Source organism: Leptothoe sp. PORK10 BA2 (assembly GCF_034932105.1).
Lineage (GTDB): Bacteria > Cyanobacteriota > Cyanobacteriia > Phormidesmidales > Phormidesmidaceae > Leptothoe.
This window is the reverse complement of the sequence record NZ_JAYGIG010000030.1, coordinates 14,767-37,105: the sequence shown is the minus strand read 5'-3', so window position 1 is coordinate 37,105 and position 22,339 is coordinate 14,767. Positions and strand designations below refer to the sequence as shown.

Here is a 22,339-nt window from a genome sequence, read left to right as displayed (position 1 = left end):
AGTAGACCCACTCTACTTTTGACTAAATTACTGGCTAATAAAACTGAGATGTCTAAAACCCTTGACCCACCTGATTTAGCCGCTTGAGAACGGGGCAGAAGCAAAACAGAAACTTGTCATTGTCCAGAATAGATCTTAAATTCGTGAGACAATACGCAAGTAACAATTTCTGCATTTAGTTATGAAGTATTTAGTTATGAAGTCCTTAAAACCTAGCGTTTCAGCACTATTTGCTGCGGCTACAATTATCTCTGGGTCTTTCATTGTTGTCGCGACATCCTTTGCCGACACTGGTGGCAAAGTAGCAGCACCTTCAAGTCTAAATACCACGATTGTCAATAAAGCGATCGTGGAAAACGAGGTATTGGATGCGCAAAGGGCTTGGGGCGAAGCATTGGTGGCTATTTCCACAACATATGAAAAAGATGGCATTGAGACGGCCAAAGCGTTGGCTGAAAAAGTAATTGACGAAGCCTACGGATACCAATTCGGCACTGTCCTTTTCAAGCCAACACTCACGGTGGCTCCTCATACGTTTCGCACCACCCGAGCAGGTGCTTTGTCTTACTTTGTCGGGGGTGATCCGGATTTCCCAATGGATAAGGGTTTTGCGTTGATGGGCTGGCGAACAGTAGAAATAAAAAATGCCGCGATCTTCATTTCCGGGAATACAGCGACTACGATGGGCAACGTGATGCTTACCGATAAAGATGGCAAGACCACGACAGTGGACAAAACTTGGGAGTTCTTGAAGGACGACAGTGGTAAGCTGCGGATAGTTTTGCACCACTCCTCATTGCCTTATACAGAAGAATAGGTCCTTATGGGGGGATAGATGCTTGTTGAGCAGGTCCCCCCATAAAGCGCTTGCACCGGAACGGCGGGATACGTTATCACAGGTGATGCAAACTCCATAGCAAAATAGGATCGTTGTCTCGTTGCCCTGATGGAGAAAATAACGGATTATTTGCCCTGTATATTGAGCGAAAGTATGGGGCAAATGACAGAAAATGGAAAAAGTCTTGATCGTGACCGGTGGCAGTCGTGGCATTGGAGCCGCAACTGCTTTGCTTGCTGCCGAGCAAGGGTATGCAGTATGTGTAAATTATCTGCATAATCAAGCTGCTGCAGAGAACATTGTCCATAGGATTAAAGCGATGGGCACCGACGCGATCGCTGTTGCGGCTGATGTAGCCTCAGAAACCGCTGTCAATCATCTTTTTGAAGTCGTAGACAACCAACTAGGCCAGGTCACAACCCTAGTGAACAATGCGGGTATTCTGGAACAACAAATGCGAGTGGAGCAGATGGATGCAGATCGTCTGAACCGTATTTTTGCAGCGAATGTTTTTGGCAGTTTCTTCTGTTCCAGGGAAGCCATTAAACGAATGTCCACCAAACAAGGAGGAACCGGCGGAGCAATTGTTAATGTCTCCTCAGTGGCATCGCGGTTGGGGGCACCTGGCGAGTATGTGGACTATGCCGCATCCAAAGGAGCGATCGACGCCATGACAATTGGGCTATCTAAAGAGATTGCTGACGAAGGCATTAGAGTGAATGCGGTCCGGCCTGGTTTTATCTACACCGATATCCACACGAGTGGCGGTGAACCCAATCGCGTTGAACGTTTTAAAGACCTTCTGCCAATGAAGCGGGGAGGACAAGCCAGGGAAGTTGCCCATGCGATTTTATGGTTACTCTCAGATCAAGCCTCTTATACAACAGGTACATTTATTGATGTTGCGGGAGGCAAGTAACCGTCGAACCCTGGCTGAATGTTGGCTCATGGCCACCATCAGCCAACTCGGACAACACAACTTCGGTGCCCTCAATGCCTTTCCTATAAATGTGTCCAGTAACTGGTAGAGAGTTAACTCCCTCTGGGGGAAGTCATTCATTCTGATTTGAAGTAATCCATAATTTGACTCATTTAAGGTTATGGATAGTTCGGAGACCAACTTAAAGCGGGATGTTTTCCCATGGACAGGATTTAGAATGCTCTTTGAGAAGAGCAAGCTCTACAGGGGGCAGAATTCAGTGCTTTACCGGCTTCTGTCTTCTGACCCCTGACTCCCCACCCAGCCAGGATTTCCCGGCTTAAATTTATACCCGATAGTTCCTTTGAGCGTATTGTCGAACATTTTTGGTGACTGTTCATTCTGGTGAATGGAATCAACGCAATTATCATGGGGGGCAGGACCCGAGCCCATGTACGACAAAAGCCGGATCTGGCCCCAGGATAGATTACCCTCCTAAGCGGAGTCGTATAGCCCCAGGGCATGGGCAAGCCTAACGCGAAGCCGTTTTCCTTGGAGTTAGCTGGGCTCTTTCGAGCCCGATCAGGACGCTTAATCAGGGAGTCGTTTAGTTCACTTTCTTAAATTTGCCCTACACCATCACCGTTTGATTTCCGTCTTGTAGTAGCGTGATTGACTGAAGTCTCAATGCTCCACTGCAATGACAACCAACTGGTCCAGCCTGCTACAGCAGCTTATTGATAAGCAATCCCTTTCGGTCGATCAGGCAGAACTGCTCATGCAAGGCTGGTTGAACGAATCCATCGATCCGATTATGACTGGGGCCATCCTGGCTGCCCTGCAGGCCAAAGGCTTTTCAGCGGATGAGTTAGCTGGTATGGCCCGAGTTCTACAGGGGCAGTCCCTGGGGGGCATGGAGGCCGATGACTCGTTGCCAACGCCCCGTATCGATACCTGCGGCACCGGCGGTGATGGCGCGTCCACCTTCAATATTTCCACTGCGGTTACGTTTGTGGCAGCAGCAGCAGGTATTCCGGTGGTGAAGCATGGTAACCGGTCGGCTTCGAGTAAGGTGGGTTCGGCGGATGTGTTGGAGGGCCTGGGCGTAGACCTGAATGCTTCGCCGGAAAAGGCTAAGGCGGCGGTGCAGGAAGTCGGTGTCACCTTCCTGTTTGCTCGGGGTTGGCACCCAGCGATGAAGGCGGTGGCCCCCATTCGCGGCGCGTTGAAAATTCGCACGGTGTTTAATTTGCTGGGGCCATTGGTGAACCCCCTACGACCCACGGGCCAAATTATTGGTGTATTTGACTCATCGGTGATTGAAACCATGGCCGAAGCCCTGAACCAGTTGGGCATGGGTCAGGCCATTGTGCTCCACGGGCGGGAAGGTTTGGATGAGGCTGGTCTAGGGGCTGAAACGGACTTGGCGGTGCTGGCCAATGGTCATGTGTCTCCTAAGGTGATCGATCCCATCAGCCTGGGGTTGGTCCAGGCTGATGTTTCTGCCCTGCGGGGTGGGGATCTGGAGGAAAATATGACTATTCTGCGCAATGTGTTGCAGGGTAATGGCACTCAAGCCCAGACTGATGCTGTGGCTCTGAATGCAGCATTGGCGTTGCAGGTGGGCGGTGCCGTCATTGGGGATACCTTTGAGCAGGCGTTGTCCTACGGGGTAATTCAGGCCAAAGAGATTCTCGACAGCGGTGCTGCTTGGGACAAGCTAGAAGAATTAGTGGCGTTTTTGAAACATTAAATGAAAGTAAGGTCTTGATGGCGGGTGGGTACGGCCCACCCGCCATCATTTCCCGAGGGCGACGATGTTGATGCGATCTCATCCTCCCCCAATCCATCACCCATTCCAACCCCAACGCCGCAACAATCTCCAGCAAAACAATAAAACAGCTGGGCTAGTACCAAGCCCACTCTAAGCTAAAGCCTGATTATTTATTTTATTGTCGCTATATATCCCTATGTAACGACCCTATGTAACGATTTCCATGTAACAACCTTTAAACCAGTCATGTTTTCTTCAGCAAGCGTTTCTACAATGGAGGTAACAGCCCCTATTTCATGATCTTGCCCCATTACATTGCCCTATAGCGGCAGTCCCTACCCTTTGGCACCTATGGCTAACAAAACAGTCTTAACGACAACGGCCACTAAAACCGTTGGAGAGATAATGACATCGCCCCCCCTGACGGCGACACCCGATATGCCCCTCAAGGATGCAGTGCAGCTGCTGGTCACCCATCACATTAGCGGGTTGCCCGTGGTGGATGACCAGGGTGAGGCAGTGGGGGAAATTTCTGAAACCGATCTAATGTGGCAGGTGAGTGGAGCGTCGTTACCGGCCTACGTCATGCTGCTCGATAGCGTCGTGTACCTCACCAATCCGGCCCGCTACAGTCAAGAACTACACAAGGCCCTGGGGCAAACCGTCCTCGATGTCATGTCCCGTAAGGTGACTTTGGTGAAAGCTGACGACGATTTGCAGCGAGCGGCCCATCTGATGCATGATAAGCAAATTCGTCGATTGCTGGTGGTGGATGACGACAGACACGTGATCGGTATTCTGACCCGTGGCGACATTGTACGTGAACTCGCCCAGCAGTATTCCTAACTTCCTGCCTGCTCCTATCTCAATACAAAATAATCAAACCATGGTCATCGCCCCCGATCAGATTAAGCAGCAGCTCGCATCAGAAGACTTGGGGCAGCGATTGCGAGCTGTGAACCTATTACGGGAGATTGATCCAGCGGTTGCTTTTGAACTCATTCAAACTGTGATCGACGACCCCAGTTCCAGGGTACGCTACGCCGCGATTAGTCAGTTTTCCACCCTCGGCACCCAAGATCAAGACACGGCTCTCACCGTCTTAAGGGGAGCGCTTTACCACGATTCGGAAGCCGATGTGAAAGCGGCGGCAGCGGATTCGATTGGGGCATTAAAGCTGGTGGAGGCCTACGATGATTTAGTCAATGCCTATAACAACACCTCAGAATGGATTGTCCAGATGAGCATTGTTGCCTGTTTGGGTGAACTCGGTGTGAGTCGTGGGTTTGAGCTCTTACAACAGGCTCTACAGTCTGAGAATAATTTGGTGGCCTTAACCGCCATCGGTGCTCTAGGCGAGCTGAAAGATCCTCGAGGTATCCCCTTGCTCCTTGCCTTTGAACAGGATGACGACTGGCAGGTGCGCCATCGCCTGGCCCAAGCTCTGGGCAACTATATACAAACGCCCCAAGCCGATGAGGTGCTCCCCACTCTGACCCTGTTGGCCCAAGATAAATCAGAGATCGTGGCTGAAACAGCTCGTTACCATTTGCCATGACCCTTGCCATTATCATTGGCCATGGTTAGGAACCTGCTGCTAAATAATCTAGAACTGTAGTGTTTCTTACAGAAAAACTTGACGATGAAGATATTCGCAAGTGAGTACATATCCAGCTTATTTTTACCGGTTATTTAATTTGATTGAAAAAGGGTTAGTTGAAATTACTGAGTCTTAAACGGCCCGTCCATGGTATCAAATCAACTATCGGAAAATCCACTTTTTAAGCCTGCCTAGGCATTCAAATCGGCCTAATCCTGAACCGTAGTCGGTTTCCCAGGGGATGAAATTCTCTCGGGTGCGAAAGTTATCCTACGTATGACTAACTCTCCTGTCTTCGTTCACACTTTAGGCTATTTATTCTCTTTCATTTCTTAGGACGTTGAAAGTCATAAAACCAACATTCATCACCGATTCCCGCGGCTCAGTCTAAGTGTTCTAGAGGATGAATTTAAAGGGACAACAGGATGAAAAATATATTTTTTTAGTCTAAAAAAACATAGATCTGGTGGTTTGTTCCAGGGTTTTTCCTGTTTTTTCGCGCGACTTATTGCAGATCTGATATATTAGAAGAAAGGAAGAATGATTAATTCCTTGTCGCACATATTACATTCACCGATTAAAAAGAATCTATTTCTAAAGTTTAACTAGCTTAATTTGTTTGACTAGCTTAGTTTGATCGCAAGACTACGGTTTTTGTTGATATATGGACCTGCCATTTACAGAAGTAGGTTCAATGTTGGGGATTGACTGCATGATGAGTGTAATGACATCACCCACGGGTGTAAAGTGGGACAAATTAAGTTTTGCCTCGACTCTATATTTGTATCCGGTGATTGAGACGTTGCTGGAGCGTGCTCCGCTACAGATGCGCGATGAGTTACGTTTAGGTTTGCAAGAAGCGCTGGTCAATGCGGCCAAGCACGGTAATAGTTTAGATCCCACCAAGCACGTGTCTGTGCAGTATGCCAAGGTGGACGGCAGCTATTGGTGGATTATTACTGACCAGGGCAGCGGGTTTGACATCCCCGAGGAATGCCATGATTGCCCTGACGGGGATGGTGTGGAAACGACGGGGGACTGCGGTCGTGGTCTGTTTATTTTGTATCAGATTTTTGATCAGGTGCATTGGTCCTCTAAAGGCAATGAGGTGCGCCTGTGCAAGCGTCTCAGTCGTCGGCCTCACTGGCTAACCTGGTGGCAAGGTGCATGGATGGCAAAAGACACCGTGGCGATGGGCTGACAGTCGCTGAGGCTTTTATGTTCGCTGAAGCTTTTATAATTGAAATTGACATGCCCGCTCTTTATTTAAGGCATGGCCTTTTTTATGGCTGTTAGTTTGCCTCTTGTTTATTTGCTACTTGTTAGTTTGCCTCTTGTTAAGTAGGACATGGGATCTATGGCCTACGAACCACTCCATCACAAGTATCGTCCCCAAACCTTTGGTCAGCTGGTGGGTCAGGGTGCGATCGCAACCACCCTATCCAACGCCCTACAGCAAAACCGCATTGCCCCGGCCTATCTCTTCTGCGGTCCCAGGGGCACTGGCAAAACATCCAGCGCTCGGATTTTAGCCAAATCCCTCAACTGTTTAAACAGCCCCGTCCCCACCCCTGAACCCTGTGGTACCTGTCAGGTGTGCCGCGAAATTACCGTGGGAGCTTCCCTCGACATTGTCGAAATTGATGCCGCCAGTAATACCGGTGTGGATAACATTCGGGAGCTGATCGAACGGGCTCAGTTTGCCCCAGTGCAATGCCGCCACAAACTCTATGTGTTGGACGAGGTCCACATGTTGAGCACGGCTGCGTTTAACGCCCTGCTCAAAACCCTCGAAGAGCCCCCGCCCCAGGTAGTGTTTGTCCTCGCCACCACCGATCCCCAGCGGGTGCTGCCCACCATTATTTCCCGCTGCCAGCGGTTTGACTTTCGTCGCATTCCCCTGGATGCAATGGTGCAGCATTTAACCTACATTGCCCAGCAAGAATCCATTGCCATTACCCCCGATGCCCTGCAGCTAGTGGCTCAGCTTTCCCAAGGGGGACTGCGGGATGCCGAAAGTTTGCTCGATCAGCTGGGGCTGCTGGATGGAGAAATTACCATTGAAGCGGTTTGGGATTTGGTCGGGGCCGTGCCGGAGCGAGATCTCCTGACCCTAGTTCAGGCAGTGGGAGCAGATGACGGTTCCCAGGTACTGATTTTGGCTCGCCAGCTCATGGACCGGGGGCGAGAACCCCTGATGGTGCTCCAGAGTTTAGTCGCGTTTTATCGCGATTTATTAATTGCCAAGACCGCCGGTGAGCGCCGCGACCTGGTCGCCATTACTCCAACGATTTGGGCGGAAATGGTTCCCTTTGCCCAGGGGTTACCCCTAACCCTATTACTGGCCAGCCAGCAACATTTACGCACAGCGGAGGTGCAGGTCAAAAACACGACCCAGCCCAGACTGTGGTTGGAGATTACCCTCATGGGTTTGCTGCCATCGGCCCAGGGGCAATTGGTTACTGCGGTATCTGTCCCAGCGGTGACTGCACCAGCAGCTAAACATTTACCGGTTCAGTCCCCATCACGACCTCCCTCATCATCTCCGCCATCGGTCACGCCCCAGGTCAACTCACTCACCTCTGCAGTTCCAGCGCCTGTCTCGCCCCTTGCCGAGCAACCAGCGCCCATCCCATCAGCGCCCGCCCCGTCAGCACCAGTCTCACCCATTGCCGACAAACCCGCGCCTGTAGCACCAGCGCCCGTCTCGCCCGGTGTCGATCAATCGACCGTGCAGCCTACGGTTTTCCCCGCCCCGCAGATTGATCCCGAGGATGAGCCAAACGCGGCCTCTCCTGCCTCACCATCAACAAAAACGGCAGCAGCCCCTGCCATGGGAAGCCTCAGTGACATTTGGGCCAAAATAGTCGCCCAGCTTACCCCCATGGGCACCCAGGTCCTAATGCGACAACACGGCCATTTACTGTCCTGTGACGGGGTAGAAGCGCGGGTGGGCATTACCAATGACAAGCTGATGCGCATGGCTGAGGACCGCTTGCGTAACGTAGAAATAGCGCTTGAAAAAGTCTTTGGCTACAAGCTCCAGGTTTCCATGGTGGTAGCCCCATCTGATGCGACAGCAGCCCCGCCTCCAGTGGCCCAATTCTCGACCGCCCAACCACAACCTAAAGCCAGTATCCCGCCCCCCGCTCGACTGCCCACACCTCAGGAAAAAACCTCTCCTGCCTCCGCTCCCGCCCAGGCGGTACTAGGAAATAGTCGTCCTGCGGCCCAGAATCCACCGGCCCCGCCCGCTGCCTCGGTGAGCCCTGTCCCACTTGCGGCCCCGGTGACTCCTGCTATCGTCTCCCCCCAGGGGCAAGATGCAACAAATACCCCGGCCAGCTGGCAATCAGAAAGCGACCTGGAACGCAGTGTTAAAAGCTTTGCCCAGTTCTTTAGCGGTCAGATAGTTAACCTAGACGATGACCCGACTGATGAGGCTGAGGCTACGACTCAATCGGGCCAGCCGTCTAATCAGCCTTCTGCGGAGCCAGGACCTGATGTGCCGTTTTAGACCTCAGGCGGCTGGCTAAAGCGGCTGGACTAACCAGACTGGATTAATAATGAAAGGGAATCGAACAGAGGGGAAATAGTCCCAATCCCAAACCGACCATACATCCGGTGGTCGTTAATGACCATCGGGGCTGAAATCCATAGTCATGGTCTGGGTCATGTTCCTCCGCCAGTAGGGCGTCAATGCGCCGACTCAATCGACTGCTGGGGGCCGTACAGCTAAAGTTCGCCAATGCAACGGGGGCTAGGGGGGCGGCAATCACCTGGACCAAGGATTCGGCCAGGGTGAGCCGGTCTACCGAGCGAGTGGCCCAGTTGTCGGCTCGAATTTCCCGCAGGAGCAATAGTTCCTGCCATAGTTCGTCGGTATAGGGTAGCCATAGGCTGAGCCGTCGCAGCCAACCCAACCAGAAGAACCAAAAGGTATCTCGGTAGTAGTAGTGGGCTTGTTCATGGGCGATGACTGCGGCCAGATGTTCCTGGTCTAGGGTGTCCAGTAGACCCTGACTGATGACCAACTCCGGGGCCCAAAGCCCAATTTGGGCGCTAAAGGCGGTGTCTGCATCCATCATGCGGACGATGGTGCCATGGCTCAGCTGCTGCTGGGGATATTGTTTGATTTGGGCCATGCTTTGGTACGCCTGCCACCCTAGGTGGACGAGTAGCCCCCCACTGGTGATCACAAAAAGCCAGGCGGTGTTGTAGCTGACCCAGCCTTCCACGGGGCTGACCATTTGGCCATGGGGACCCATGATAATAATGGCCACTGCTGTGGTCAGGAGCAGGAGCGGTGACACCACTAGTAGTGATAAGACCGCTAGCCCGTGGGCCTGTTGCAGACACTTATGGGTGAGGACCAGTCTTAATAGGATGGCGGTTGCGATCGCAACCACCATTAAACTCACATGCATCATGGCTGTTTCCCCTGCCCTTTCTCTGGTCCCTGTGCCTGAATTTTTTTCTGGTTTGCCTGGGCACGACGTGCCGCCTGGATGCGTTTGGTAATCGCCTCCAGTTGAGCCAGACTATCCTGGTCAAGGGTATCGGCAAATGCGGCCACAATGTCGGGATTGCTCGCTGCCAAAAACTGTTGCAGATGTTCATGGGACTGAAGGATTTTAGCCCCATCCGCCGACAGTAAGGGCTGCCAATGATAGGCCCGGCCCACCCGTCGTTTAGCAATCCAACCCTTTGTTTCCAACCGTCTAAGTACCGTCGCCACCGAGGAATAGGTCAAATCACGATCAATATCCGCCAAAATTTGATTGTGAATTACCGTGGCTGATGTGGTGCCCACATCCCACAAAATATTTAAAATCTCAGCCTCTAATGGTCCCAGGGAAAGTCTGGTAGGGCGATGGATGGGAAATGGCGACATCAGCTAATCTCTAATCGGTAGCTTTGCTCTTCATGGTAACGCCCCAGGTCAGGTTAGGTCCCTGGGTTCATAACTCGATTAACTTTGACAGGGTGTCACTTGAATTCTTCAGACAGACCGAACACAATGGAGCTTACTTAAACGCACTCAGGTGCAGATCTAAGGTTGAATTTAGGGGTGGTGTCTGGCTACCTCTATTTTTTTATAGGTGCATGTGAGCTGTGGGCGTAAGGTTATACCCCCTAACCGAGCCTGATCTGACTAAAGTCCGTCGCAAAACTCCGGGCTAAGGATAGATCGCCCTGGCTCCCAGCCTGGGCTGCTCCAGCCGGGCCTAAGATATCTGTTTTTGACAATGGGGATTGCCATCCCCCCAAATAGCCAATAAATCCACGGGTTGATTGGGCCATCTGCCAGTCACTGGCCGCATCGCCAATCACTAAACCTTGGTGCGGTTCACAGTCGATGGCCTGGCAAGCTGCGGGCAGAAAGTTCCTCGATGTTTTGGCCGGATGCTGGCAACTCACCCCCTGCAGATGATCAAAATAGGTTGCCAAACCATAGTGCTGCACAAACTTTTCCAGATTCTCCTGCCCATCCGCCGACACCATGACGATCTTGAGTCCAGCCTGTCTGAGCCGCCCTAGGAACTCTAAGGCCCCAGACAAAAGGGGGGTATAAGCCGCTTTAGGAGAATGCTGTTGATCCGCCGCCCCTAGGGTTGTCCTGGCCAGGTCCATGGCTTCCACCCACGGACAGCCCACCATGGCGGCAGCAGCGGCTATCCCCACGATGGTTTCTTGCCGACTGCCCACCGCCAACAGTCCAGAGGGCGATAGCCCACCATGGCAAAACCCCAAGGCCCTGAGCACCCAATCCTGGGACCCAGGCAGCTGTCGCTCCATCAGCTCAGCTTGGGTGTGTCCCAGCTGGCTAAGGTAGGCGGCAACATTCGCTAAGGTGCCATCTTTGTCCAAAAAAACAGCATGGATATCTGTAAACAGCTGTCCATTGCAGAAAACAGTGACCACCGACCTAGCTCCCATCGCCCATAAAAAAATGTGGAGCTAATGCCCCACATTTTTTCAAACACCTAATTCAAGATTGAAGAACTACCTTGAGCTGTCAGCTATTCAGCAACAGCCAAGGCCGGATCTTCTTCATCGGTATAAATGTCATCGTCTGTGGCACTAATGTCCTCCAGATCACCCAATGCCGCTGCGGCTTCAGCCTCAGCCGCTTTGAGCAGTTGCTGGCGATAGCGTTCAGCCATTTCCTCGGCTTTCTCAAACACAATCTCAGGATTTTTGACCATGTCCCCTGGCTCGGGTTCAAGCTGCTTGGTGGATAGGGAAATCCGACCGCGCTCTGCATCTAGGTCAATAATCATCACCTTGATCTCGTCGTTAACATTGAGCACCGTATTGGGGGTATCAATGTGGTCGTGGGAGATTTCAGAGATGTGGAGTAAACCGCTGACGCCACCGATATCGATAAAGGCACCGTAGGGCTTAAGACCCCGTACCGCACCAATAACCACTTCGCCTACCTGTAGGCCGTTCATCTTGCGCTCAACCAGGGCGCGACGATGACTTAGCACAAGACGATTGCGTTCTTCATCCACCTCTAGGAACTTAAGGGGCAGGTCTTCGCCCACTAGGTCTTCTTTGGGTTTCCGAGTACTGATGTGGGACCCAGGAATAAAGCCGCGTAGACCTTCAATTCTCACGAGGGCACCACCCCGGTTGGTGGCAAAGACATCAGAACGCACTGTAGCATCCTCGGTCTGGAGCTGACGTACACGTTCCCATGCCCGCATGTACTCAATGCGACGAATGGAGAGAGTTAGCTGGCCATCTTCATTTTCATCCGTCAAGATGAAAAACTCACGAGTCTCATTAGACTGAAGCACTTCATCAGCCGCTTCGACACGGTTGATTGACATCTCCTGGATGGGCAAATAAGCAGCGGTTTTTGCCCCAATGTCAATCAGAGCGCCTCGGGGCTCGATGCTAAAAACTGTCCCTGGAACAATGTCACCAGGATTGAAATGATAATCGTACTTATCTAATAAAGCTTCAAAGTCTTCATGAGTAAAACCTATATCGGCTTTTGTCGTTTCAAAATTGACCATGCTAGATGTTTCCTACGGTTTCTCCATAATCGAGTGGACATGCTGTGCGTCTAGTTGCCGCCCCTACATTGATCCAGATCTTAGCTCAGAAAAAGGCTATGGCATCGCCCAAATGCGCTACCGTTAACCCTTTATCTAAATAGACTCCGAAGTAGTTAGGCACTTGGAAATGGGCGTTAATCCATTCTCAATACCGATATGAACCTGAATCAGGCTCAAAACTTAGAGCCTTGCAAAGCTAACAATTGTGATGCATCGGCGTGACCAGCATGTAGACCCATGCCAAACTTTGGCCAATACAAAACCTTCGCAAGACTACTTATGATAGGTGAATTTAGTCACGCTGTCACTGCGTGTTGTGTCATTCGTTTTGTGAGGTCCGCTTAGATGCTTTGGGGACGGATTGATCCCCCTAGACGGTCTTGTGCTCAACCTATACTGTCAGAGCACTGCGGCTGTTTCCGTTAGTACTGTAGGGAACGACGTCGACTATATCTTCGGGGGCCTGTCGCTCGGTAGATTGTAAATGGCTGAGGGTGTCGGCAAAATCCCGAATGCCGGTGAATTGCCGATAGACGGAGGCAAAACGGACATAGGCAACTTCACTCAACGGCTTCAGCTGCTGTAGAACTAACTCTCCAATGTCGGCGCTGGCAATTTCCCTGGCGGAGCGTTGTTGCAAATCTGCTTCGATATTGTCAATCACTGTGTCTAGACGAGCGGCTTCCAGTCCAGTTTTTTCACAGGCTCGAATGATTCCCCTCAAAAGCTTGGATCGATTAAAGAGTTCCCGATCCCCGTTGCGCTTCACCACGGTGATGGGCACATATTCGATGCGCTCATAGGTGGTAAACCGGCAATTACACTTGAGGCATTCCCGGCGTCGACGAATGCTCCGACCGGCTTCTGCCGATCTAGATTCTAGGACGCGATTGCTGGGGTGCTGGCAGAAGGGACACTGCATAGACAAGTAAACCCGAAATCAGTTAAGCCGGCCTCGCTCATTAGACCATGCTTAAAACAAAAATAGAGGCTAACTTCGCTAAATGCAAAGAAGTTAGTACCTCTATTATGTCATTCATATCGATGAGGTGACCAAATACGTTTTAGTCTAGCTGGGTCTGGGGGGCCTAGACCTTAGCAACTAAAGGTATTTAGTCCTTTTTAATCCGAGGGGGCTCACGAAATGCGATCGCAAAAAATAGCGTACCAATCACACAGGTGAAAATCAGAATGTAAGCAACACTTTCCATGGTTTAGTCCTACTTAATCAACATGCAAGGCCACTGAATATAGACACAGGCAATGGCGACCACTAGTCATCATTATTCCAAAAAAATGGCCCAGCGAATGTATTCCGCTGGGCCATTTCCTTAGCCTAAGCTTCGAACTTAACGATTTGCCGCACGGGTAGTCTTGTCTCCCACTTTCTGGAAGAAGCCCCATTCGACCTGCTCTTCAGACATGTCAGGATCTACACCAGCGAATACATCGCGGTATAGAGTCCGGGAACCATGCCAGATATGACCAAAGAAGAACAGTAGTGCAAACACCGCATGGCCAAAAGTAAACCAACCACGGGGACTAGAACGGAATACACCGTCAGAATCCATCGCTTCCAGGTCAAACTCGAAGGGCTCACCGAGGAGTGCCTTGCGGGCGTAACGCTTAACCAGGGCAGGATCCTTGATGGTTTGACCATCAAGCGCGCCACCGTAGAAGGAAACCGTTACCCCAGTCTGCTCAATACTGAATTGAGATTCAGCCCGACGGAATGGGATATCAGCCCGAACCACGCCGCTGGAGTCGGTCAAGACCACAGGGAATGTTTCAAAGAAGTTAGGCAGACGACGCACGGAAAGCTCACGGCCATCCTTGTCCGTAAAGACAGGGTGACCCAACCAACCAGTCGCAATACCGTCACCGCTATCCATAGGACCTACGCGGAATAGACCGCCCTTCGCAGGGCTGTTACCCACATAGTCATAGAAAGCAAGCTTCTCGGGAATATTCGCGTAAGCTTCTCCACGGCTTAGGCCATCGGCCATATCCGCCTGAACCCGACGCTCAATTTCCTGCTGATAGTAACTACCATCCCACTGATATCGGGTTGGGCCAAACAGCTCAACCGGCGTAGTCGCGTTGCCATACCACATGGTTCCAGCAACCACAAAGGCCGCAAAGAATACAGCAGCAATACTGCTGGACAGAACGGTCTCGATGTTACCCATCCGCAACGCCTTGTAAAGCCGTTGGGGTGGACGCACGGTCAGATGGAAGAGACCGGCCACAATCCCGACAATACCAGCCGCAATGTGGTGAGCCACAATGCCCCCGGCGTTGTAAGGGTTAAAGCCTCCAGGTCCCCATTCGGGAGCCACTGGTTGCACGTGCCCGGTGAGGGCGTAGGGGTCAGAGACCCACATGCCAGGTCCCCATACGCCTGTTAGATGAAATGCTCCGAAGCCGAAGCACAGTAAACCAGATAAGAACAAGTGAATGCCGAACATCTTGGGCAAGTCCAAAGCGGGCTCACCAGTTCGGGGGTCACGGAATAGATCTAAGTCCCAAAAAACCCAGTGCCAGACAGCTGCTAAGAATAGCAAGCCAGACAGCACGATATGGGCAATCGCCACACCTTCAAATGACCAGAAACCAGGATCAACACCGGTCTCCCCAGTCACACTCCAACCGCCCCAAGAACCAGTGACACCGATGCGGGACATGAAAGGAAGAACGAACATGCCCTGACGCCACATGGGGTTCAGAGCAGGATCGCTTGGATCAAAGGTAGCTAATTCGAATAGGGCCATAGAGCCAGCCCAACCTGCCACCAGTGCCGTATGCATCAGGTGAACAGAAATCAGTCGTCCGGGATCGTTAACCACGACTGTATGTACCCGGTACCAGGGTAGTCCCATTGACTACGTGCCTCCTCCTAGTTTGGAAATGTTAGCCGTACATTAAAATACCGATACAAGTAGGCTACCAGATCTGACCATCAGCTCCAATGCTGAGGCGAAAGAAAATCCCCAGGGGCAAAGCAAACTATGGAAAAAAAATCGACGACCTACTGCGGTAGTGAATCCAGACGATTCCCGACGGACTATCACACTTAATATTAAAGATTAAAGTGTATAAAGAAGTGTAACTAGAGTTCATAATCCAATGCAAGTTGGATTTTTAGGATTCTACCGATTACTACGTTCTCGCCTTTACAGAGGTTGCCTTTGGAGCCACTCGATGCCCACCATTAAGTTTGTTAAAGAAGAAGTTGAGATCACAGCAGCGGATGGCGCCAATCTGCGGAGGAAGGCAATAGACAACCAGATCGATATCTACACCCTCACGGGCAAAATGATGAACTGCGGTGGCTACGGACAATGTGCCCTCTGCGTGGTGGAAATTACTGAAGGTGCAGAGAATCTGTCCCCCCGCACGGCTGTGGAGGAAAAACGGCTGAAAAAAAGGTCTGCAAACTGCCGATTGGCCTGCCAAACCCTAGTCAATGGTCCGATTAGTGTGGTGACCAAACCCAAGAAAAAATAGCTGACGAGGGATATGGAGCCAGGATTTAGTTTTCATCCTGCTGCTTAGCCCATTACAACCTCATGGCCACCGGGTTCATTGCTTTGAATTTGAAGCGGAGTGGTACACTTAATTATATGGTTTGTTGTTGAGATAAGTAGTAGCTAAGTCCTATGGAAGTCAATAATTTAGGGTTTATAGCCAGCATTCTGTTTGTGTTTGTGCCGACTGTGTTTCTGCTCATCCTCTATATTCAGACCAACAGTAAGGAAACTGGAACATAGGCATTAGTCTGCTGGCACTAGCCGATTGGACACTTTAGTCTGTCGGCGATTTCAGAGTTTGAAAAAGGTTGCGGGGCTTGTTCTCGTAACCTTTTTTGCGGTTACGAGGCCTGTTTCCATAATTTTTTGCGTCTGATTTTCTGGCAAACCTGGGCTATCCCCTAGGCCCTGCCCCAGGTTTGCCAAAACACATAGGTAGCCAAAATTATGAGCAAGCTGCGAAAGAGGATGCTGATAATTTGCTCAGGGAGTTTAGGTAAAAATCGGGTGCTAATTTGTACACCTACCAGGCCCCCGATGCCCATAGCCAGTCCGGCTAGGGGGACAATATCGCCCTTGATCAGGTTGTGAATGCAGGCGATCAGGGAGGTCATAACAATGACTCCCAGGCTGTTGCGAACGGCGTCTTTAATGCCGGTGCCCAAGAGTGAAATTTGTAGGGGGACCATGATCACCCCGCCGCCAACGCCAAATAGACCGGCCATAAATCCTGCTGCACCACCGGTCACTAGGTAAGCTGTGATGGGATTCATCGGAGCCGGACCGCTGGATGTTTGGGTGACGGCTCTTTTTTTGATGCCCACCAGGTACAAGTTCGCCAGTAGCAAGCAGCCAAAACCGACCTGACGCTGGACATCCGTCATCAGACTGCCAGTTTCTGTCCCCAAGATTACGAATAGGGCGGCGGGAGCTGCTAGCCAAAACACCTGACGGGGGTGTAGATAGCCCATGTGCCAGTTTTGCCAGCTGCCTGTACTGGCGGTCACTAAAATTGCCATGAGACTGGTAGCGGTGGCTTGGTCGATGGTAAACCCTAGGAGCAACAGGAGGGGGACCATTAACACGCCGCCACCAATGCCCAGTAGCCCGGCTAAAAGGCCTGAAGCTAGGCCACCTAAAACTAACAGTGCAATATCTGTCGGGGCCATGAATTTTTGTGGTAGATGTCAACGCATTCTGCCACAGCTAGCCTTGGGCAGCCCTGATTTGTGATTGAAAATATTTTCTGGGATGCACGTCACCTAGGGCTGGGTCAGAATAGGATCCAAATTGACGTATTGCTCAACGGTATTTGCTAAATCATTGAGCATGGCATCTCGCTGTTCACGGTAGTTGGCAATTCCTGTGGGGAGAGAGCCTAAACCGCGCTGCTGCCGTAGACGGTTGAGCCAGGCTCGGCGCCAGGGGCCATTGTCAAAGATGCCGTGAAGGTATGTGCCCCACAGGGACTCGGTTTCATCTACGATACCCAGGCTGCGATCGTCAAAAATGGGGTGAAACTTGGGTCCGGGCTCACCACCTTCGGGGGTCATCACCAGCTGTGTCCGACCGTGATGGATCTCGTAGCCATTTACCGGCAGCCCTTCTTGGGGAAACTTGGAGCTGACGGACCGCTGGCGAGCCACCTTGTTTTGAGTAATGACGGTGCGCAGGGGTAGGATACTCAATCCCCTAAAGCGTCCTTCTTGCCCCTCTAGACCCTCTGGGTCGGCGAGCATTTGTCCCATTAGCTGGAAGCCGCCACAAATGCCCAGCACTGTGCCACCGGCTGCGGCATAGTTTTGGATTGCCTCCGCCATGCCGGTGCGCTGCAAAATTAGCAGGTCAGCAATGGCTGTTTTGGTGCCGGGTAAAATAACGGCGTCGGGATGACCCAAATCATCCTTGGGGCTCAGATATTTGACATTGACGGAGGGCTCCGCTTCCAAGGGATCAAAGTCCGTAAAGTTCGAAATGCGGGGTAGGCGAATGACCGCAATATTCAGGTCAGCGGCTTGTTTCTCCGTCGGTCGCTCCATTAACGAGAGGGAGTCCTCGGCGGGAAAGGCGCTATCAATCCAGGGAATCACCCCCAGGACGGGAATGCCTGTGCGTTTTTCGATCCAGTCAATGCCTGGCTGAAGCAGACTTTTCTGACCGCTGAATTTATTGATCACAATTCCCTTGACCAAGGCCCGTTCTTCGGGTTCGAGCAACTCCAGGGTGCCAACGATGTGTGCAAACGCGCCCCCCCGATGGATGTCGGCTAATAGTATGGTGGGGGCATTGAGGGCCAACGCAATCCGCATATTGGCCAGATCATGTTGTTTGATATCTATTTCGGCGGGGTTGCCGTCCCCTTCACAAATTAAGAGATCAAAGTCTTGACCTAGCCTCGACAGACTTTCTTGTACCGCCTGCCAGCCGCTCTCAAAGTAAGTTTCGTAGTAGTGGGTAGTGGTGGTTTGACCTACGGGACGTCCTTTAATGATGACTTGAGATGTCGTAGGACCCTGGGGTTTGAGTAGGACCGGATTCATCTCGGCTTGGGGGGATACACCAGCGGCCCAAGCCTGGACCGCTTGAGTGTAGCCAATTTCAGCGCCATTGGCAGTGACATAGGCGTTGGGGGCCATATTTTGTCCCTTAAAGGGGGCGACTCGCCAACCGCGACGGCTGAGGATGCGACAGAGGGCTGTCACGAGTAGCGATTTCCCTGCGTGGGAGGTGGTCCCCACAACCATAATGGCCTTCATGCTAGAGCGTCTCCCGGTCCAATTAAACTTTTAGTGGTCAAAATATCGAGTTGGAATATCAAGTTGGAATAACGGCCTTTCAATACGAGGTATTGATAAAGGTATTGGTAATCGTACTGCGTCAAGCTGTGAATTACGGAGTGGCTAGCGCTATTGCATAACCATACCCAAACTAAATCATTTAGACGACGTTAATGGTAACGTCCTGCTGTTAACGCCTTCATGTAGTTGCAGTTTTACGATGAACCGGACTAAGGAACCGGGCTATTGTAGCCAGGTCGGTAGTCTTAACCAGCGATTTTTGGCGTTGAGTAAATAATCCAGGGGATTACCTGTGGCATCCGGACGACCTGCCGCCTCCCATTGCTCGACTAGTTTGCGACCCATGGGTGTCAGGCGAAAACTGTCGGTCAGCCCTTGTCCATCTACTTCTCGGCGGATCAGGCCGACGGCCATGAGCCACCCGAGGTCTTGGTCGGCAGCCACGTCGGAGAGGGGGCGGCGGGTATAGTGATTGAGCATGCCGCGATCGTCAGTGATGGCTCTGAGGGCAACGCTGTTGGATTGCATGGCTGCTAGGAGCCCCATGTAAAACGGGGAGCAGCGCACGGCTCGTTGGGCACGGGATAGGGTTTTGGGGTTGAGGGGTAGGGAAGAGGAGATCATGGTCAGTGGGCTGTGGGCAGGGATCGGGGGCAAGGGACACTGGGGGAGCTGGGCTGACCTCTCTGTTTCTGCTAGGCGTTGGTCAACCTGATGGGGGTTGGTCGCCCGACCTTATGGGTCGACGTTGGCGCCCGCATCTATAGCATCCCCCACTATTTCATCTGCTGCTGTATCTGGGTTGTTGTCCGCTTCATTGATGGGGAAACGGTTGAGCAGATACGCTGCCTGGCGGGCTGTAGATTTAACGGTATCTGGTAAAAATGGGACGTGGGGAATTTGGGACAGAATGTCGAGGGTGCGGCGCAGGATGCGGACGACATCGCCTTCGTCCAAACTGGTGTTTTGGCAAAGCTCATGCCATTCGGTTTCCATGGCCCATTCTTCCACTAGGGCGATCATGTTCCATTCTAGGGGGACGGGCAGGGTCACTTGGTAGTGGCGCTGTTGCTGAAACATTTGACGGCGAATGGAGCGGAGGCCTTCAAGGGTTTCGACGACTTCGTTGGAGGTTTGGTAACGGGTCCAGGTGTCGGGGCGGCTGATTTCGGTGACGATGGCGGCACAGGCGGCGGCGAACTGGTGGGGGGGGAGGTGGTCAAATTCACCGGAACCTAGGGCTAAGGCTAGCCACAGCTCGTTTTCTCCTCGGATGGCGGCGGCCATTTTTCCGAAGTTGGTGGGCTGGTTGTTTTCGAGGCCACCAAAGGCTTCGAGAATGGCCATGAGATTGAGAAATTCTTCCCAGTAGCGACTGGCGTATTTTTGGTATTTGGCTTTGCGATCGCGCAGCTCAGCCTCTAAGGTTTGCAACCGCATCTGCTGTTTTAACAACGACTTGGGTTTCCCAAACTGATTCAGTGGATGACTTGCCAGCATAGCCTCTACCCCATGCATGCGATCGCGCTGGGCTTTTACCTCTGGCGCGAGTTCATCCAGGGTTGGCAGGTCCTGGGGAATGAGGGCCGCCACCACTGCCGTGGTCTCATCGCCGGGGCATTTATTACCCGCCCGGCGGGCTAGCCTTGGGGGTGGCACCAGATTATCCACCGCCGCAATCCGCTCGTACTGGGTATAGAGACCAAACACATCCCTTGGAGATGCCATGATCCAGTGATTGTCATCGGTCAAACAGGCCAGGTAGGTCACCTGACCAGAACCCTGGAGTTTAGCCACCAGCACCGCCGGTAGCGGGTTGTGTACCGGGATGTGTTTCCCCTTTAGGGAGAGCACCGTACCCGTGACCGCAAAGCTGGCTGCCGTTTCCAGATCGCTAGAAAGGGTTTCAGTTGCCTGTTTATCCAAAATTGTGAGCAAACGACGCTCTTCCCGCAGTCGCTCCCGCAGTTTTCCATACTCGGCAATGGTGTCGACCCCAATCGCCGTCAGCTGCTCACGAATGAGAACGATATTCTCTTCCACGGCGTCAATGGCCTGTTGCTGAGGGGTGAGGTGCAAGGTGGACAAGTACTGGCCAAAGCTACGCTCAACCAGCGCCCGGGTTTCCTCTAACGTATGAGTCTGGAGCAGGTTCAGCACCATGCCATAGCTGGGGGTAAACTGGCTCACCAAAGGGTCTGGCTTGGCCAGGGCCAAATAACTGGCTTCCTTCGCCCCTTCAAAAGGGGTTTCCACAGTGACCACATGACCCTCCACATCCATCCCCCGGCGACCGGCCCGGCCGGCCATCTGTAAAAATTCCGATGCCCGCAGCAGGCGATGGCCGCTATCTGTCCGCTTAGATAAGCTGGAAATCACCGTGGTGCGAGCGGGCATGTTAATCCCTGCAGCCAAGGTTTCCGTGGCAAAAATTACCTTGATCAACCCCGCCTGGAAGAGTTCTTCCACCAAGCCTTTCCAAGCGGGTAACAGGCCTGCGTGGTGGGCCGCTATGCCTTGGTAGAGAGGTTCTACCTGTCCGGCGCGAGCGGCTTCGGGGTTAGCCCGCAAAAAATGATCAATCCGATGTTGCAGGACAAGGGCTTCCTCTGGGGTGACCAACGTTAGGTTGCTAACGGTTTGCACCGCTTTATCACATCCCTTGCGGCTAAAAATAAAGAAAATGGCTGGCAGCATGTCCTTTTGCTGCAGTTGGGTGACGATGAATGAGTTGTTGGCGGTGACGGATTTTCTCTTTTGACCCTTTTGATAGCGGGGGGGCTTCCGTTGATTGTTTAAGCGGCTATGGAGGGCTGTTTTTTGATCATTCAGCAGGGGAAATATGCCTTTGCCCGTGGCAAAGTGGATGGTGAGGGGGACGGGGCGAAAGTCCGAATAGATCAGTTCGCTAGGGCCATGGATTTTGGCAATCCAATCGGTGAGCTGATCGCCATTGGCGACCGTGGCGGATAGTCCCACCAGTTGAACGCCGGGGGGGCAGTAGATGATGGATTCTTCCCAGACGGTGCCGCGCTGCCGATCATTCATATAGTGGCACTCGTCGAGGACGACGGTTTGCAATCCTTCCACTGCTTCCCCGATCTCCCCCATGGTGGTGCCATAGAGCATGTTGCGAAAGATCTCCGTGGTCATCACCAGGATGGGGGCATCCCGATTGACAGACGTATCGCCCGTGAGGAGCCCCACTTGGTCGTGACCAAACAGCTGGCGAAAGTCTCTGAGTTTTTGGTTGGATAGGGCCTTGAGGGGGGTGGTGTAAAATACGCGCTGGTTCGTGTGCAGCGCCCGATGGATGGCGTATTCACCCACGAGGGTTTTACCGGAACCCGTGGGGGCACAGACCACCACCGACTTGCCCTGGTTGAGCGCTTCAATGGCGTCCAATTGAAACGGATCGAGCTGAAACGGGAATAACTGTTCAGGCGTTAAGACCAAAATCCTTGGGGACCTTCATTGAACGTGGAGTTTGACCACCTCATTGTGCCAGAGGACCGCCTGGGTTGGGGAATTAATGCCGGTGAACCCAACGATGACTATGATTTGGCAATCCTAAAACCTTGGCAGAGGCCACGGGGCGAGCAAGGGGTAAGGGGTCCAGCCTTGAGGACAATGGTTTTGATGCTGGCGATCTCATCCTACATCGCCAAAACTGAACCTAATCCAGTTCTACTGTTACCAACATGGGGCTCGATCCTAGGGGTGGCGTCATGGTTTATGCCCTTAGTGACCCCTTAGCCCGGCTACAGTAGGTGACAATCTTGCCAACGGCCCCAGTCTTACTGGCAAGCG

At 52.3% G+C, this 22,339-nt stretch carries 20 protein-coding genes; 9 read left to right on the top strand and 11 right to left on the bottom strand.

Annotated elements, in window-relative coordinates:
- Positions 1-181 precede the first annotated feature (181 nt).
- The 7 genes from VB741_RS09765 (at position 182) to VB741_RS09735 (ending at position 8,648) form a co-directional block, all read left to right on the top strand.
- Positions 182-817, top strand: a complete 636-nt coding sequence (locus VB741_RS09765) for a metal-independent carbonic anhydrase (protein WP_323364979.1) — start codon at positions 182-184, stop codon at positions 815-817.
- 193 nt (positions 818-1,010) lie between these two features.
- Positions 1,011-1,757: an SDR family oxidoreductase gene (locus tag VB741_RS09760; protein WP_323364978.1), complete on the top strand. Its 747-nt coding sequence runs from the start codon at positions 1,011-1,013 to the stop codon at positions 1,755-1,757.
- A 700-nt stretch (positions 1,758-2,457) separates the two neighbouring features.
- Positions 2,458-3,510, top strand: a complete 1,053-nt coding sequence (gene trpD, locus VB741_RS09755; protein WP_323364977.1) for an anthranilate phosphoribosyltransferase — start codon at positions 2,458-2,460, stop codon at positions 3,508-3,510.
- Positions 3,511-3,882: 372 nt separating this feature from the next.
- Positions 3,883-4,377, top strand: coding sequence for a CBS domain-containing protein (locus tag VB741_RS09750; RefSeq protein ID WP_323364976.1), 495 nt, complete (start codon positions 3,883-3,885; stop codon positions 4,375-4,377).
- Positions 4,378-4,417: 40 nt separating this feature from the next.
- Positions 4,418-5,089 (top strand): HEAT repeat domain-containing protein, encoded by a 672-nt coding sequence (locus tag VB741_RS09745; protein ID WP_323364975.1) that lies wholly within the window; start codon positions 4,418-4,420, stop codon positions 5,087-5,089.
- Between the two features lie 766 nt (positions 5,090-5,855).
- Positions 5,856-6,332, top strand: coding sequence for an ATP-binding protein (locus VB741_RS09740; protein ID WP_323364974.1), 477 nt, complete (start codon positions 5,856-5,858; stop codon positions 6,330-6,332).
- A 156-nt stretch (positions 6,333-6,488) separates the two neighbouring features.
- Entirely contained in the window at positions 6,489-8,648 is a 2,160-nt protein-coding gene (locus VB741_RS09735; RefSeq protein WP_323364973.1) for a DNA polymerase III subunit gamma/tau, read from the top strand.
- A 43-nt stretch (positions 8,649-8,691) separates the two neighbouring features.
- On the opposite strand, the gene VB741_RS09730 is transcribed toward VB741_RS09735, so the two are convergent.
- The 7 genes from VB741_RS09730 to psbB form a co-directional block, all read right to left on the bottom strand.
- Complete coding sequence (locus VB741_RS09730) at positions 8,692-9,561, bottom strand: M56 family metallopeptidase (protein WP_323364972.1); 870 nt, start codon at positions 9,559-9,561, stop codon at positions 8,692-8,694.
- A complete protein-coding gene (locus tag VB741_RS09725) occupies positions 9,558-10,025 on the bottom strand; it encodes a BlaI/MecI/CopY family transcriptional regulator (protein ID WP_323364971.1) in 468 nt (155 codons plus the stop codon). Before VB741_RS09725 ends, VB741_RS09730 begins: the two co-directional genes overlap by 4 nt.
- 242 nt (positions 10,026-10,267) lie before the next feature.
- Positions 10,268-11,071, bottom strand: a complete 804-nt coding sequence (locus VB741_RS09720; RefSeq protein ID WP_323364970.1) for an HAD family hydrolase — start codon at positions 11,069-11,071, stop codon at positions 10,268-10,270.
- Between the two features lie 83 nt (positions 11,072-11,154).
- Positions 11,155-12,159 carry a 30S ribosomal protein S1 gene (locus VB741_RS09715; protein WP_323364969.1) on the bottom strand — a complete coding sequence of 335 codons (1,005 nt, stop codon included), beginning with the start codon at positions 12,157-12,159 and terminating at the stop codon, positions 11,155-11,157.
- Positions 12,160-12,592: 433 nt separating this feature from the next.
- Positions 12,593-13,123, bottom strand: coding sequence for a transcriptional regulator NrdR (gene nrdR, locus VB741_RS09710; protein ID WP_323364968.1), 531 nt, complete (start codon positions 13,121-13,123; stop codon positions 12,593-12,595).
- 190 nt (positions 13,124-13,313) lie between these two features.
- Positions 13,314-13,412: a photosystem II reaction center protein T gene (locus VB741_RS09705; RefSeq protein ID WP_323364967.1), complete on the bottom strand. Its 99-nt coding sequence runs from the start codon at positions 13,410-13,412 to the stop codon at positions 13,314-13,316.
- A gap of 138 nt (positions 13,413-13,550) precedes the next feature.
- Positions 13,551-15,080 carry a photosystem II chlorophyll-binding protein CP47 gene (psbB, locus tag VB741_RS09700; RefSeq protein ID WP_323364966.1) on the bottom strand — a complete coding sequence of 510 codons (1,530 nt, stop codon included), beginning with the start codon at positions 15,078-15,080 and terminating at the stop codon, positions 13,551-13,553.
- Positions 15,081-15,402: 322 nt separating this feature from the next.
- Here psbB and VB741_RS09695 point away from each other — a divergent pair, with 322 nt between their 5' ends.
- Positions 15,403-15,708 carry a 2Fe-2S iron-sulfur cluster-binding protein gene (locus tag VB741_RS09695; RefSeq protein WP_323364965.1) on the top strand — a complete coding sequence of 102 codons (306 nt, stop codon included), beginning with the start codon at positions 15,403-15,405 and terminating at the stop codon, positions 15,706-15,708.
- 152 nt (positions 15,709-15,860) lie between these two features.
- Complete coding sequence (psbM, locus tag VB741_RS09690; RefSeq protein ID WP_323364964.1) at positions 15,861-15,971, top strand: photosystem II reaction center protein PsbM; 111 nt, start codon at positions 15,861-15,863, stop codon at positions 15,969-15,971.
- A 161-nt stretch (positions 15,972-16,132) separates the two neighbouring features.
- Here psbM and VB741_RS09685 read toward each other — a convergent pair whose 3' ends face one another.
- The 4 genes from VB741_RS09685 to VB741_RS09670 form a co-directional block, all read right to left on the bottom strand.
- Complete coding sequence (locus tag VB741_RS09685) at positions 16,133-16,900, bottom strand: sulfite exporter TauE/SafE family protein (RefSeq protein ID WP_323364963.1); 768 nt, start codon at positions 16,898-16,900, stop codon at positions 16,133-16,135.
- A gap of 93 nt (positions 16,901-16,993) precedes the next feature.
- Positions 16,994-18,487 carry a cobyric acid synthase CobQ gene (gene cobQ, locus VB741_RS09680; protein ID WP_323364962.1) on the bottom strand — a complete coding sequence of 498 codons (1,494 nt, stop codon included), beginning with the start codon at positions 18,485-18,487 and terminating at the stop codon, positions 16,994-16,996.
- A 264-nt stretch (positions 18,488-18,751) separates the two neighbouring features.
- Positions 18,752-19,153, bottom strand: a complete 402-nt coding sequence (locus VB741_RS09675; protein ID WP_323364961.1) for an Npun_F0494 family protein — start codon at positions 19,151-19,153, stop codon at positions 18,752-18,754.
- Positions 19,154-19,264: 111 nt separating this feature from the next.
- Positions 19,265-21,985: a DEAD/DEAH box helicase gene (locus VB741_RS09670; protein WP_323364960.1), complete on the bottom strand. Its 2,721-nt coding sequence runs from the start codon at positions 21,983-21,985 to the stop codon at positions 19,265-19,267.
- Positions 21,986-22,339: the final 354 nt, after the last annotated feature.

What these genes read in the sequence shown, in the direction of transcription:
- VB741_RS09695 (WP_323364965.1), top strand. Translation starts at nt 15,403, where the DNA reads ATGCCCACCATTAAGTTTGTTAAAGAAGAAGTTGAGATCACAGCAGCG.
- VB741_RS09730 (WP_323364972.1), bottom strand. Translation starts at nt 9,561, where the DNA reads ATGATGCATGTGAGTTTAATGGTGGTTGCGATCGCAACCGCCATCCTA.
- VB741_RS09715 (WP_323364969.1), bottom strand. Translation starts at nt 12,159, where the DNA reads ATGGTCAATTTTGAAACGACAAAAGCCGATATAGGTTTTACTCATGAA.
- VB741_RS09740 (WP_323364974.1), top strand. Translation starts at nt 5,856, where the DNA reads ATGACATCACCCACGGGTGTAAAGTGGGACAAATTAAGTTTTGCCTCG.
- VB741_RS09725 (WP_323364971.1), bottom strand. Translation starts at nt 10,025, where the DNA reads ATGTCGCCATTTCCCATCCATCGCCCTACCAGACTTTCCCTGGGACCA.
- VB741_RS09750 (WP_323364976.1), top strand. Translation starts at nt 3,883, where the DNA reads ATGGCTAACAAAACAGTCTTAACGACAACGGCCACTAAAACCGTTGGA.
- trpD (WP_323364977.1), top strand. Translation starts at nt 2,458, where the DNA reads ATGACAACCAACTGGTCCAGCCTGCTACAGCAGCTTATTGATAAGCAA.
- VB741_RS09765 (WP_323364979.1), top strand. Translation starts at nt 182, where the DNA reads ATGAAGTATTTAGTTATGAAGTCCTTAAAACCTAGCGTTTCAGCACTA.
- VB741_RS09745 (WP_323364975.1), top strand. Translation starts at nt 4,418, where the DNA reads ATGGTCATCGCCCCCGATCAGATTAAGCAGCAGCTCGCATCAGAAGAC.
- nrdR (WP_323364968.1), bottom strand. Translation starts at nt 13,123, where the DNA reads ATGCAGTGTCCCTTCTGCCAGCACCCCAGCAATCGCGTCCTAGAATCT.
- cobQ (WP_323364962.1), bottom strand. Translation starts at nt 18,487, where the DNA reads ATGAAGGCCATTATGGTTGTGGGGACCACCTCCCACGCAGGGAAATCG.
- psbM (WP_323364964.1), top strand. Translation starts at nt 15,861, where the DNA reads ATGGAAGTCAATAATTTAGGGTTTATAGCCAGCATTCTGTTTGTGTTT.
- VB741_RS09720 (WP_323364970.1), bottom strand. Translation starts at nt 11,071, where the DNA reads ATGGGAGCTAGGTCGGTGGTCACTGTTTTCTGCAATGGACAGCTGTTT.
- VB741_RS09735 (WP_323364973.1), top strand. Translation starts at nt 6,489, where the DNA reads ATGGCCTACGAACCACTCCATCACAAGTATCGTCCCCAAACCTTTGGT.
- VB741_RS09685 (WP_323364963.1), bottom strand. Translation starts at nt 16,900, where the DNA reads ATGGCCCCGACAGATATTGCACTGTTAGTTTTAGGTGGCCTAGCTTCA.
- psbB (WP_323364966.1), bottom strand. Translation starts at nt 15,080, where the DNA reads ATGGGACTACCCTGGTACCGGGTACATACAGTCGTGGTTAACGATCCC.
- VB741_RS09705 (WP_323364967.1), bottom strand. Translation starts at nt 13,412, where the DNA reads ATGGAAAGTGTTGCTTACATTCTGATTTTCACCTGTGTGATTGGTACG.
- VB741_RS09760 (WP_323364978.1), top strand. Translation starts at nt 1,011, where the DNA reads ATGGAAAAAGTCTTGATCGTGACCGGTGGCAGTCGTGGCATTGGAGCC.
- VB741_RS09675 (WP_323364961.1), bottom strand. Translation starts at nt 19,153, where the DNA reads ATGATCTCCTCTTCCCTACCCCTCAACCCCAAAACCCTATCCCGTGCC.